The organism is Burkholderia paludis, from assembly GCF_000732615.1.
GTDB classification, from domain to species: domain Bacteria; phylum Pseudomonadota; class Gammaproteobacteria; order Burkholderiales; family Burkholderiaceae; genus Burkholderia; species Burkholderia paludis.
In genome coordinates this window covers 81,873-95,198 of the sequence record NZ_JPGL01000007.1, presented here as the reverse complement: position 1 = coordinate 95,198, position 13,326 = coordinate 81,873, and the positions used below count along the sequence as shown (strand labels likewise).

Here is a 13,326-nt window from a genome sequence, read left to right as displayed (position 1 = left end):
TAGCCGACCAGAACCGCGGCGATTGCGTCCGGCGGGAAAAATCGAAGGCCGCGAACACATACCCGGAACGCGCACGCCGGCGCTCGTTCGTCGAAGCGCCTCGATACCGCGTGGCGGTTAGCGGTGCCGGTATCGGTGTCTGCCGGTCTGGCCGCCGCAGACGGATATCGTGTTTTCCTGACATGCCGGGAAACAACCGTCAGCTTCGGATCGATGCGGCAATCGGCGCGATCCGGTTGCCGGACCGGCCATGATTTTTGCCGGACGATTTTGTCGAAATGAGAATTGCAGCGACGCTAACAAAGTGCATCGATGTATCCCGCCACGGGAATAATCGCTATCGATATTAAATAAAACAAATGGCGAGATTGTTTTAATACCGGTTCGCATCGTCTGTCCGAGGTGGCCTGCGCAAGCGTTGTCATGCCCGATTGTCGCGAAACGTCGCGACCACGTGCCTCCGATGCGATGTTGCCGATATCTCCAGCGCGGCCGACGAAACAATTTCAAATTCATCACTAAATCCTGACTCGATTAACACCGATGACTGGAAAAATTAACCTGTCAGAAAATATCTTGTAATTATAAAAATGGCCTCCTAGCATGCCTCTGCGGTTCGTGACATGTCTTAAACCAAGGTTTTACTTGAGGTATTCCTCGAACATTACCCATTCATAACGCGGGGGATTACATGAAGAAACTGTCTCGTCTGCTGCCCGTCACCGCGATTACCGTCGCGAGTCTCGGCGCCTTTGCCCAGGCCGGCGACCCGTCGGCCACGGTCGACAAGGCGCTGCAACTGATCCAGCAGAACCCGTCCGCCTTCAGCCTGGCCACCGGCGGCGCGGCACGTACCTTGAAGTTCGCGGGGCCGCAGGCGAATGCGCCGACGGACGGCGACCAGTTCCAGGTGCGCGACGTGATCGTCGATCCCGACGGCACCGAGCACGTGCGTTTCGACCGCTTCCATGCGGGGCTGCCCGTGATCGGCGGCGACGTCGTTGTCCATTCGCGCCAGGGGCAGTTGAAGCAGGCGAGCCTGACCCAGCTCGCGCCGATCAATCTTGGCAATACGATCGGCAAGGTCGGAAACCGCGCCGTGGTGCGCAACGCGCCCGACATCGGCGCGGCTACGGTCAGGCGCATCGCGGCCGCACGTTTCGACTCGGACGTGCGCCGTGTCGATGACGCGGAACTCGTCGTGTTCGCCCGCGATGTCACGCCGACGCTGGCTTATGCGGTGCGTGTGTACGGCAAGGCGACCGATACGCACGGCGATGCCGTGCTGTACTACGTCGACGCGCGCACCGGCGTCGTGCTCGACGCACAGGACCTGATCAAGACTGCCGCCGCGACCGGCACCGGCCGCTCGCTGTACTACGGCAACCTGGCGCTCACCACGGACCAGACCGGCACGAACGCGTACCGGATGCTCGATCCGGGGCGCGGCTCCGGCTCGGTCTACGACGGTCGCGGCCTGAGCTCCGACGACATCGAGCAGGCGACCGACCTGCCGATCTTCACCAGCAGCACGAACGTCTGGGGCAACAACACGACCACCGACCGGCAGACCGTCGCCGCGGACATCGACTACGGGCTCGCGTTGACCTGGGATTACTACAAGACCATGCACAACCGCAACGGCATCTTCAACGACGGCCGCGGCGTGAAAAGCTATGCGCACGTGGTGTTCAACACGGGCAGCGGCACCACCGGCGCGAACGCCGCATGGCTGTCGTCGCACGTGATGGTGTACGGCGACGGCGATCCGGGCACCCGCCTGCCGAAACCCGTCGTTTCGGTCGATGTCGCCGGGCACGAGATGAGCCACGGCGTGACCGAGGCCACCGCCAATCTGAACTATTCGGGCGACGCGGGCGGCCTGAACGAGTCGACGTCCGACATTTTCGGTACGCTCGTGAAGTACTTCGCGAACAACCCGAACGATCCCGGCAACTATGTGATCGGCGCGCGCGTGGTGAGCGGCGGCCTGCGCAAGATGTACAAGCAGGATCTCGACGGCCGGTCGTTCAGCTGTTATCCGTCCGGCGGCTTCTCGTGGTCGAACCCGCGTCACGATCCGCATCTCACGTCGGGCGTGGGCAACCGCTTTTTCTACCTGCTGTCGGAGGGCCCGGCGGTGCCGTCGACCGATACCGGCCTGTCGAAGGCGCAACTGGTCTGCAACGGCGACACGACCTTCAGCGGCCTGGGTCGCGAGAAGGCCGGCAAGATCTGGTACCGGACGCTGACCGTGTATCTGAACGCCAACTCCAGCTACCCGAACGCACGGCGTGCGTCGATCCAGGCGGCGAACGACCTGTATGGCGCCAACTCGGCGGAGAGTGCGATCGTCGCTCGCGCGTGGAGCGCGGTCGGCGTGAATTGACGGCGGACGGGCGGGCAGGGTGAACGCCTTAAGGTCGCGTGGCGGGGCTTCGTCCCGGAGGCGGTTGCGCCGGGCGAGGCTGCCGCCACGATGGCCTTCGGGCGATCCGTTTCGCGTGTTGTCATCGGGATCGTTCCGGCAGCGTGACGCGACGTGCGCCGGAACCGGCGTTTCGTGTCGCAGGCCAGCCGGCCCGACCACCAGCCTGCGCAGCATGCGATCGGGACATGTCCGCCTCCAATGCAATCCCGACCGCGTGACGGGTGTGCCGCGGCAGGCCACGCGCCGAGGCAGGTCGCGCGGAACCGGTCGAATGCGTCACCGATTGGATTGCCGCGCACGGATTTCGCTGCGCAATGCTGTCATGCGCGCGATGATGCTGCTCGCAACGCTGGCGTTCGTTGCCTGTGCGCTGCCGGTATCGTTCCCGTGGTTTTTCGTCTGGCGATTCGCTTCCGGATTGTCGGGCGGCGCGCTGATGGTGCTCGCCGCCCCGACGATCCTCGCGCACGTGCCGCCGTCGCGGCGCGGCTTTGCGAGCGGCGGCATCTTCACCGGCATCGGGCTGGGCATCGCCGCATCGGGGACGATCATGCCGATTCTGCTCCGGCAGGGGCTCATGGCCACCTGGCTCAGGCGTGCCCCCGGTATACCGCCCGGTAGCGGGGTTTACAACAGAAATGATGCGAGATGATTGATGTTTGATGCGCTCCGGGTATAATGGTGATGTTTGATGTTTGATGCTACCAAGGAGGGCCACATGCGCACCACTATCGACATCGATGACGACGTCCTTGCCTTCGCGCGGGAGCGTGCGAAGGCCGGCACGAGTATCGGCAAGGTGATTTCCGATCTCGCGCGGACAGCGCTGCAGCGAACGACGACCAACCAGTCGAGCCGCAATGGCTTGCCGTTGATGCCGGTCTCCGCGACTGCACGTCCGGTCACCCTCGACACCGTTAATCAACTTCGCGACGATTCGCTTTGATGACTTACCTTCTCGACGTCAACGTTCTCATTGCACTGCTGGACCCTGCGCATGTTCAGCACGAGCCGGCCCATGCATGGTTTGGCCGGGTAGGTCATTCTGCATGGGCCACGTGCCCCCTTACCGAAAATGGCGTGCTCCGGATCATAGGTAATCCGAAGTATCCGAACACGATGGGATCACCTGCGTCCGTTGCGCCGCTCGTCGTGCAACTACGGGCCCACGCGGGGCACGCTTTCTGGTCGGACGACGTGAGCTTGCTAGATGAAAAACACGTCGACGCCACCCGCCTGCTGTCGTCCGCTCAGCTGACCGACACTTACCTGCTCGCGCTGGCACGGGCTCACAAGGGCAAGCTGGCGACGTTCGATCGACGCCTGGTTGTCGATGCGGTGCCGAACGGCGCCAAGCATCTTGAACTGATTTCCTGACCTTTGCCGGGGATCTACGCCAACTCGGGGAGGATAGAGGCCGTGGATCCAACGCTACGAGACTATTTCGGCAAACGCGATTGATAGATATTCAAACACGATGCCGAGTGACATCAATGATCGCGGCACACTCGCTGGTTCGCCCGGCGAGCAGCAAACTGATCGACGTGGTCAATCCTGACGAGAGTTAATCCATGTCCCGCGTAGCCTCCAAAAAACAGCCCGCCCGACCGGTGCCCGTACGCGTCGAAGGCATCGTGTTCCATGTCGCGCCGCATGATGATCGTTGGGCCGAAACGATCGGCGTTCCGTTCGAACATCGCGGCCGCACGTGGGCTGTGCATCGCAGCACGCTGTCCGATCCAAGCATGCCGGCGCTATTCTCGGTGTCCGAAGTTGAAACGGGGCGCAGTGTCGGGCAAATCATGGAGGCATCGATCGACGCCGCGCGTGCCGTCGCGATCGAGAGAATCGACCGAGCTTCTCCCGAACAGTGGGAGGCGGTTTTCCCGGCCGAGAAACCGCGCGCTCGGGCGCGTGCCGCATTGGTCTAAGCCATGTCGAACCGGCCGCAGCAACTCACACCGCCCCCTGCGTACCTACAGCAGGACGGAAGCCGCCGACGAGATCGGCCGTTCGACATCGAACGATGAACGTCGGCGGTCCTGGCTTATCGTCGTTGACGTTAAACGCACCCAAACTCTCGACGCTCGGATCTTGCTACGATAGGTTTGCCGAGAACCCACCGACGCGGCGACAGGACCAGTCGCGCGACGCGTGAGCACCGGCTCAAAACGGCAAAGCCAACTATTCAAAGGAGCCAGCATGACCGACGTGATTTCGTTCCCGACTAGCCAGAGCCAGTCCACCGTCTACACGAAGGCCGGGCTCAGTTTCACCATCGTGCTGCCTGAGAGAGACGCGTCAGCAGAAGATGCTAACGGCGCGCCGGTCCTGATATATGGGCTGGTGCTCGGCAATGGTGACGTGGTGTATAGCACCGCGGAAGGCGTCGTGGCGCTGATCGAGGCAAGCGTCGCCGGACAGCAGCTCGCAGAAAGGGCTGCCGCAGAGGCCTTCCTGCATAAGATCGCCCAAAAATGGGCCCTTGTGCAGAAGCACAAAGATGGCTACCCCAAAAAGAGTTGGTGGGTCTGGGAGCAAAGTTAAGCTCGCCCCCCGAGCGGCCGATGCGCCGCTCACAGGCGCCGCGCCCGGCGCGACGGGCACGGCCCAATTTCATTGATTGGCCCGACGCGGTCAAGCGCGGTGACCTAGTGGCTATCGCACCTGAAATGGTTAAGGTCGCGAGTCACGACTTGCTTAGGCTCAGTCCCGCGTCGACGTCGGCAATCGAACAGGCGCCGCCTCATCCGTGGACATCAGCGATGCTCACAAGCGCGGGCAGTCCAGTTGTGGCGTGTTGTGCTCCGATTGCTCGGCCCGGCCTTGGACACATCCCCCGCGCAGGCGATTGCACCGCGCGCGAAGGGTGCTCGGGCACGACTGCTGGGGTGCCTTTGATTTCTATGCTCTTTTCCGGTTTGATGCATTTAGCCTAGCAAGGCTCTCCCTTGCGGCCCCAAATAATTAACCCAACAAAACAATGAGTTAGTGTCTACCATTCGCCAACGAAGCAGAGGGCTTCCCCGAACGCGGTGTATCGAAGATGAGTGGTCCCTCGACCGGCAGTGCCAGACCGGAAGAATGCACGGGAGTCAAGGGCACCCCCAAACGCGACATCTGAACTTGGGACCTACACTGTCGTAGCCATTTCAAGATGTCGTAGCGCCAGCTAAATAGAAATGGAAGGAGGGCGCATAAGCGTTAGCGTCGGCCACCGTGCTGATGCCGCGCAATCTCAACTCCTTGACCAGCCGATCCTGCAGCGTCAGGTGCGCTCGCTCGACGCGCCCCTTGGCCGGGCTGCTGTTCGCGCAGAACGTGTCGATGTTCAACTCGAACATCGCCCGGCCAAAGTGCGTCACGCTGCTGCCGGTTTTGCTCGCGGTCGTGCTGCGAAATACGCTGGCTTTGTCGCTGTAAAACGCTACCGGCTTGCCGTGGCTCTCGATGTACGCGCGCGTCGCTTCGAAGTAGCTGAAGGTCGATTCGGTCTGCGTGAAGTGCAGCATCATCAGCCGGCTCGTCGCATCGTCTACGTACACCAGCAGCGTGCAGGCCGGCGCCCGCTCCTCGAACCACCGATGGTCGCTGCCATCGATCTGGATCAGTTCGCCCAGGCAGGCCCGACGCGCTCGTGGCTGATAAACCTTCGGTGGCCGCTGTCGACGTGGAATCCACAAGCCAGCGTCCGTCATCAGCCTCCTGATCGTTTCCTTGGCCAACCGAATGTCGTGGCATTCGTACAGCTTCTCGCAGGCCAGCGTCGGGCCGAAGTCCGCGTAGCGATCCCGGATGATCGACAGCACGCGGTCAGCCGTCATGCTATCCAATCGATTGTTGCTGGGCTTCGCGCGCCGTTGCGACACGAGACCTTGCGGCCCGTGCTCACGCAATCGGCCGACCAGCCGCCGAATCTGCCGCGTCGTCAGCCCGAGTCGCTCGGCCGCACGCCACGGCTGAAGCTTGCCGTCCGCGACGTCCTGGATGACCTTGAATCTGTCCAGCTCGTGCATCGTCATCGTGATCCGTTCCGTTCCAGCCATCGAAGCCTCCGGCGCTGGACACCCGGCGGCCGAACAGCTTACGTGGCACGAAAGCGGACATTTCTATGTAGCCGAAAGCGGACATTTCAATCTAGCTGCTACAACCAAAAATGTCGATAATTAACGTTATGTCAAATATCAAAACTGACTATCCCGAACCTGATCGACGGACTGGTAATTGCCGAAACTCGGTGTAGCTGCACCCGCGTCAAAATACTTCGAACGAACACCAGTCGGGCACGAACCCATCGAAGATAAAAAAGTCGTCGATGTACGTCAGCCCAAGGCGTTCCAATGACCTCATGCACACGTCTGCCGCGTCGCCACCAAAGAACGGACCAAGCGATATAAGGCTATCGGACTCGTCAAAATATTCCCGGAAACTGAATTCGACCATAACTGGAGATAGGTCGACATTCTTGGCCGCTAGCGCAGCCCGGCGGACAACGATCCCGAAATCTCTCGAAACTTTCATCGTTATTGGTCAAAGACATACGGGTACGAAAAATTTATACGCATTCCCTCGAACTCTAAAGCCAGGTGCTGCTGAATACGGGGGCGTCGGGAGTTCGGCCAGGTTACTGAAAAAAACAGCACGCACCAGGCAAGCACCCACCCCACCCCCGATCGCGCACGGCACCCCAACCGAGCACCGCGCGCGACCGGTCGACCATCAGACCGCCATCACCGTCACCGACTTCGTGACGAGATACGGCTCGAGCGCTTCCGGCCCGCCTTCCGACCCGTAGCCCGAATCCTTCACGCCGCCGAACGGCATTTCCGGCCACGGCGTCGCCGGCTGGTTGATCCACAGCATCCCGACTTCGAGGCGCTGCGTCAGCAGGTGCACGTTCGCGAACGAGCGCGTGAACGCATAACCGGCCAGACCGAACGGCAGGCGGTTCGCTTCCGCGATCGCCTCCTCGAGCTTGTCGAAGCCCCGAATGGCCGCGACCGGGCCGAACGGTTCGTTGTTGAACACGTCGGCGTCGAGCGGCACGTCCGCGATCACGGTCGGCGCGAAGAAGTTGCCTTCCGAGCCGATCCGCTCGCCGCCCGTCTCGATCCGCGCACCGACCTTGCGTGCGTTGTCGACCACCGACGCCATCGCGGTCAGCCGGCGCGGGTTCGCGAGTGCGCCCAGCGTCGTGCCTTCCTCGAGACCGTTGCCGACCTTCAGCCCCTCCGCATACTTGACCAGCGCACGCGTGAATTCATCGCGGATGCTGTTGTGCACGAGGAAGCGCGTCGGCGAAATGCAGACCTGCCCGGCGTTGCGGAACTTCGCACCGCCGGCCGCCTTCACCGCGAGCGCGACGTCGGCATCCTCGGCGACGATCACCGGCGCGTGGCCGCCCAGCTCCATCGTCGCGCGCTTCATGTGCAGGCCGGCCATCGCGGCGAGCTGCTTGCCGACCGGCGTCGAACCGGTAAACGTGACCTTGCGGATCACCGGGTGCGGAATCAGGTACGACGAGATTTCAGCGGGATCGCCGTAAACGAGGCCGATCACGCCGGCCGGCACGCCTGCGTCGACGAACGCGCGCAGCAGCGCGGCCGGCGATGCGGGGGTCTCTTCCGGCGCCTTCACGAGGAACGAGCAGCCGGTCGCGAGCGCGGCGCTCAGCTTGCGCACGACCTGGTTGACCGGGAAATTCCACGGCGTGAACGCGGCGACCGGGCCGACCGGCTCCTTCACGACCGTCTGCTGCGCGCCAAGGTTGCGCGGCGGCACGATGCGGCCGTACACGCGGCGGCCTTCGTCCGCGAACCATTCGATGATGTCCGCGGCCGACAGCACTTCGACGCGCGCTTCGGTGAGCGGCTTGCCCTGCTCCTGCGTCATCAGTTGCGCGATCGCGTCGGCGCGTTCGCGCACCAGCGCGGCCGCCTTGCGCATCGTGGCCGCGCGCTCGTGCGCGGGCACCTTGCGCCACGCCTCGAAGCCGCGTTGCGCGGCGGCGAGCGCACGGTCGAGATCGGCGATGCCCGCGTGGGCCACCTTGCCGATCGGCTTGCCGGTCGCCGGGTTCACGACGTCGATCGTCTTGCCGCTCGCGGCGTCGACCCACTCGCCGTCGATCAGCAGTTGCGTATCCGTATAAGTCACGTTAGCCATCCAGACACCCCTACATTGCGTCGATAAAACGCGCGCTGCCGCGAACGGCCGCGCGCGGGTTGACAAAAAACCAGGCTGCCAGGGCAGGCGCGCCCCGGCGGCACTGATGGCCGGCACACGGGCCTGCCGTCGTTCCGCATGAGGCCGCGCTCAGCGCGCGGCCGCCGTCGCCTTGCGGAGTTTCGCGACGTCCGCCGGCTGCACGGCCGGCGCGCCGTTGTTCCAGCCGGCGCGCATGAACGTCAGCACGTCGGCGATCTGCCGGTCGTTCAGCTGGTTCGAAAACGCCGGCATCGGATACGCGGACGGCACGCCGTCGATCACGAGCGTGTCGCTGCCGTTCAGCGTCACGTTGATCAGCGACGCGGCATCGGCCTCGAGCACGTTCGGGTTGCCCGCGAGCGGCGCGAGCAGCGGCGCGTAGCCGCGCCCGTCCACGCCATGGCAATGCAGGCAGTAAGCGTTATACACCTTCGCGCCCGGATCGGTTGCCGGCCGGCCCAGCGCAGCCTGCGTCGCCTTCGGATCATAGCGGTAAGGCGGTGCGCCTGTCCCGCCGGCGGCCGGCAGCGTTTTCAGGTAGCGGGAAATCGCCGCCAGATCGTCGTCGGTCAATGCCTGCGTGCTGTGGTTGATCACGCTCACCATCGAGCCGAACGCGGTGGCGTGGCGGTTCGCGCCGGTCTTCAGGAACTGCGCGACGTCGGCCTCGTTCCAGCGGCCGAGCCCCGTGTTGTACTCGCCGGTCAGGTTCGACGCAAACCAGTTGTCGATCGGCGCGCCGGACAGGAACACGCTGCCGCCCTCGTCGAGCGCCTTCTCCTGGAAGCCGACGCCGCGCGGCGTGTGGCACGACCCGCAGTGTCCGAGCCCCTGCACGAGATAGGCGCCGCGATTCCACAACGCGTCCCGGGCCGGCTTGTCGGCATAAGGCGTCGTGTCGAGGAATACCGCATTCCACAACGCGAGCGGCCAGCGCATGTTGAGCGGCCACGGGATGTCGGACGGACGGTTCGCCTGCTTCACCGGTTCGACGCCGTGCATGAAGTACGCGTACAGCGCCTTCACGTCGTCGTCCTTCAGCTTTGCGTACGACGGATACGGCATCGCCGGATACAGGTGATGGCCGTCCTTCGCGACGCCGGCGCGCAGCGCGCTCGCGAACTCGGCTTCCGTATAGCCGCCGATGCCCGTGTCCGGGTCGGGCGTGATGTTGGTCGTGTAGATCGCGCCCATCGGCGTGACCATCTTCAGGCCGCCGGCGAACGGCGTGCCGCGCGGCGCGGTGTGGCACGCGACGCAGTCGCCGGCTTTCGCGAGATACGCGCCGCGCGCGACGAGCGCGCTGTCGGCCGGCGCCGTTTGCGCGGCATGCGCGGCGGTGCCGGCCGACACTGCCGACAGCGCGAACAGCGACGCGCCGAGCACGTTCAGGGTGAGGTTTCGCATGATCGTCCCTCCCCTCATGCCGTCTTCAACTGGTCGCCGACCGGCAGCTTGCGCAGCCGCGTGCCGGTGGCCGCGAAGATCGCGTTGGACAGGGCCGCCGCCGTCGCGGCGGTGCCCGGTTCGCCGATTCCGCCCGGTGCCTCGCCGCTCTTCACCAGATGAACCTCGATGGGCGGCGTCTCGTTGATGCGCAGCATCCGGTAGTCGGTGAAATTGGTCTGCACGACGCGGCCGTCCTCGATCGTGATCTCGCCGTACAGCGCGCCCGTGATCCCGAAAATGATGCCGCCCTGCACTTGCGCCTCGATCGTGTCCGGATTGACGACCATCCCGCAATCGACCGCGCAGACGACGCGCTTCACCTGCACCTCGCCGTTGTCCACCGCGACGTCGACGACGATCGAGAAGAAGCTGCCGAACGCGTGCATGACCGATACGCCGCGCCCTTGCCCCTTCGGCAGCGGCGGGCCCCAGCCGGCCGCCTTCGTCGCGACGTCGAGCACGTTGAGCGCGCGCGGCGTCTTGCCGAGCAGCGCGCGACGGTATTGCACGGGGTCGGTCCTGGTCTGCGCGGCCAGTTCGTCGATGAAGCTCTCGACGACGAACGTGCTGCGCGTCGGCCCGACGCCGCGCCAGAACGCGGTCGGCACATGGCGCGGCTCCTGCCGCACGTAGTCGATCAGCTGGTTCGGCAGGTCGTACGGCAGATCGGCGGCGACCTCGACCGCGTCGGGATCGACGCCGTCCTTGAACGCCGGCGGGGCGAAGCGCGCGAGGATCGACGAGCCGACGATCCGGTGCTGCCACGCGATCGGCTTGCCGTTCGCGTCGAGGCCGGCCGAGATCCGGTCGTAGTAGTACGGCCGGTACATGTCGTGCTGGATGTCCTCCTCGCGGGTCCACACCACCTTCACGGGCGCGTTGACCTGCTTGGCGATCTTCACGGCCTGCGCGATCATGTCCGTCTCGAGCCGCCGGCCGAAGCCGCCGCCGAGCAGATGGTTGTGCACGACGATCCGCTCCGGCGCGAGGCCCGTAAGCTGTTGCACGGTATCGCGCGCCCGCGTCGGCACCTGCGTGCCGACCCAGATCTCGCAGCCGTCGCTACGCACCTGCACCGTGCAGTTCACCGGCTCCATCGTCGCGTGTGCGAGGAACGGCTGCTCGTACACGGCGTCGATGCGCGTCTTCGCATTCGAGAAACCCTTGCCGACGTCGCCGTCCTTGCGCGCGACCGCGCCCTTGCCGTTCGTCGCGGCTTGCGCGAGATCCGCGACGATGTCCTTCGTCGACACCTTCGCGCCCGCGCCTTCGTTCCACTTCACGACCAGCGCCGACGCGCCCCGCTTCGCGGCCCACGTGTGATCGCCGACCACCGCGACCGCGTTGTCCGCGCGGACGACCTGGCGCACGCCGGGAATCTTTTTCGCGGCGGTGTCGTCGACGCCGGCGACCGTGCCGCCGAACACCGGGCTGTTCACGATCACCGCGTACAGCATGCCGGGCAGCCGCACGTCGAGCCCGAACTGCGCGGTGCCGTCGACCTTCTCCGGCGAATCGAGCCGCTTCGCGGGCGTGCCGATCAGCTTGAAATCCGCGGGTTTCTTCAGCGCGACGTCCTTCGGCACCGGCAACTTCGCCGCCGCATCGGCGAGCTGGCCGTACGAGGCGCGCCGGCCGCTCGGCGGATGCTGCACTTCGCCGTTCACGGCGCGGCAGGCGGCCGGATCGACCTTCCACTGCTTCGCCGCCGCCGCGACCAGCAGCGTGCGCGCCGTCGCACCCGCGCGGCGCAGCGGTTCCCACGCGTAGCGTATCGACGTCGAGCCGCCGGTGAGCTGGCCGCCGAGCAGCGGGTCGAGGAACAGCTTCTCGTTCGGCGGCGCATGGTCGAGCGTCACGCTCGACAGCGGCACTTCGAGTTCCTCGGCGATCAGCATCGGCAGCGCCGTATAGACGCCCTGCCCCATCTCGACCTTCGGCATCACCAGCGTGACCTTGCCGGCGCGGTCGATCTGCACGAACGCGTTCGGCGCGAATACGCCGGCCTGCGCGGGTTCGGCCGCGTCGCCGCCGATCACCGAGCGCCGTGCATCGTCCCCCGCCGCCGGCAGGCTGAAGCCGAGCAGCAGGCCGCCGCCGGCCGCCGCGCCGAGCGACATGCCGAGTTTCAGAAACGACCGGCGCGAGACGCCCGCACCGGCCCGACCTGCTTCGATCAGTCCGCGCGACATGTCGGCCTCCGCAACGTGGATTCAACAAGGCTGACCGCTCCCGCGGCGGGCAGCGCACCAGGCGAGCATGAGAGCAGGTTCATCTCAGGCCCCCTGCGCGGCTTGCTTGACCGCCGCGCGAATCCGGTTGTACGTGCCGCAGCGGCAGATGTTGCCGGCCATGGCCGCGTCGATGTCGGCGTCGGTCGGGTTCGGGTTCGACGCGATCAGCGCGGTGGCGGCCATCACCTGCCCCGACTGGCAGTAGCCGCACTGGACGACGTCGAGCTCACGCCACGCCTGCTGGACCTTGTGGCCGGCCGGCGTCGCGCCGACGGCCTCGATCGTCGTGATCCTGCGGCCCGCGACGGCCGCGACCGGCAGCACGCACGAGCGTGCGGCGACGCCGTCGAGATGGACGGTGCACGCACCGCATTGCGCGATCCCGCAACCGAACTTCGTGCCGGTGAGGCCGATGACGTCGCGCAGCACCCAGAGCAGGGGCATGTCGTCGGGGACGTCGACCGGGTGGGTTGCGCCGTTGATGGTGAGGGTAATCATTCAGCCTCCGGGGCCGCTATTGGGGGAATCGGCGCGATGAACGCGCCGTGCGGTGTTGTCGTTGTTGTTGTCGTCGCGCCGGGCGCGACGGGTGCCGCGCGGCCCCCGGGAGAAGCGGGCCGTCGCGGTGTTGCTGCGCGGTTATCCGGCCACGTCGAGGTTCGACAGCACCCGGATGACCGGCGGCGCGGTGAACCAGTCCGCCGATTTCTCGCTGAATTCGCCGAAGTGCGGGCTCGCGAGATGCGCATCGAAGGCGGCCTGGTCGTCGTAGATCTCGTACAGATGCAGATCAGGCGCACCGTCCTGCGCGCGGAACAGGTCGTAGCGCCGGTTGCCCGGCTCGGCGCGCGTCCTGGCGACCAAGTTGCGCAGTTCGGCCTCGGCGGCCTGTGCATGCTCGGGCTTCACGAACAGGGAAGCAATCACGTGAAGGGCCATCTTGTCACTCCTTTCCGGACGGAATCGGGAAAACCGCCGGCCGGCGTCTGGCGATGCCGGCGGGCG

At 65.2% G+C, this 13,326-nt stretch carries 10 protein-coding genes and 2 pseudogenes; 6 read left to right on the top strand and 6 right to left on the bottom strand.

The genetic code is table 11. The annotated features are described in order from the left end of the window. Positions 1-691: 691 nt before the first annotated feature. From GQ56_RS0104345 to GQ56_RS0104320, 6 genes and pseudogenes are all read left to right on the top strand, one after another. A complete protein-coding gene (locus GQ56_RS0104345; RefSeq protein WP_031397487.1) occupies positions 692-2,389 on the top strand; it encodes a M4 family metallopeptidase in 1,698 nt (565 codons plus the stop codon). A gap of 325 nt (positions 2,390-2,714) precedes the next feature. Beyond that, positions 2,715-3,023, top strand: a pseudogene (locus tag GQ56_RS40615) (YbfB/YjiJ family MFS transporter); the annotation flags it as partial. Between the two features lie 126 nt (positions 3,024-3,149). Further along, a complete protein-coding gene (locus GQ56_RS0104335) occupies positions 3,150-3,377 on the top strand; it encodes a hypothetical protein (RefSeq protein WP_031397485.1) in 228 nt (75 codons plus the stop codon). Then, positions 3,377-3,808, top strand: coding sequence for a TA system VapC family ribonuclease toxin (locus GQ56_RS0104330; protein WP_031397484.1), 432 nt, complete (start codon positions 3,377-3,379; stop codon positions 3,806-3,808). Before GQ56_RS0104335 ends, GQ56_RS0104330 begins: the two co-directional genes overlap by 1 nt. A gap of 194 nt (positions 3,809-4,002) precedes the next feature. Continuing rightward, positions 4,003-4,362 (top strand): hypothetical protein, encoded by a 360-nt coding sequence (locus GQ56_RS0104325; protein ID WP_031397483.1) that lies wholly within the window; start codon positions 4,003-4,005, stop codon positions 4,360-4,362. Positions 4,363-4,633: 271 nt separating this feature from the next. Continuing rightward, positions 4,634-4,978: a hypothetical protein gene (locus tag GQ56_RS0104320; protein ID WP_031397482.1), complete on the top strand. Its 345-nt coding sequence runs from the start codon at positions 4,634-4,636 to the stop codon at positions 4,976-4,978. A 638-nt stretch (positions 4,979-5,616) separates the two neighbouring features. Here the strand turns inward: GQ56_RS0104320 and GQ56_RS0104315 are convergent. The 6 genes and pseudogenes from GQ56_RS0104315 to GQ56_RS0104285 form a co-directional block, all read right to left on the bottom strand. Continuing rightward, positions 5,617-6,477: pseudogene (locus GQ56_RS0104315) on the bottom strand (ISNCY family transposase); the annotation flags it as partial. A gap of 673 nt (positions 6,478-7,150) precedes the next feature. After that, complete coding sequence (locus GQ56_RS0104305) at positions 7,151-8,596, bottom strand: NAD-dependent succinate-semialdehyde dehydrogenase (protein ID WP_031397479.1); 1,446 nt, start codon at positions 8,594-8,596, stop codon at positions 7,151-7,153. A 150-nt stretch (positions 8,597-8,746) separates the two neighbouring features. After that, positions 8,747-10,045: a c-type cytochrome gene (locus GQ56_RS0104300; RefSeq protein WP_031397478.1), complete on the bottom strand. Its 1,299-nt coding sequence runs from the start codon at positions 10,043-10,045 to the stop codon at positions 8,747-8,749. A gap of 14 nt (positions 10,046-10,059) precedes the next feature. After that, positions 10,060-12,279, bottom strand: a complete 2,220-nt coding sequence (locus tag GQ56_RS0104295; protein WP_031397477.1) for a xanthine dehydrogenase family protein molybdopterin-binding subunit — start codon at positions 12,277-12,279, stop codon at positions 10,060-10,062. 84 nt (positions 12,280-12,363) lie between these two features. Next, entirely contained in the window at positions 12,364-12,819 is a 456-nt protein-coding gene (locus GQ56_RS0104290) for a (2Fe-2S)-binding protein (protein ID WP_031397476.1), read from the bottom strand. Between the two features lie 141 nt (positions 12,820-12,960). Beyond that, a complete protein-coding gene (locus GQ56_RS0104285; RefSeq protein WP_031397475.1) occupies positions 12,961-13,260 on the bottom strand; it encodes a putative quinol monooxygenase in 300 nt (99 codons plus the stop codon). Positions 13,261-13,326: the final 66 nt, after the last annotated feature.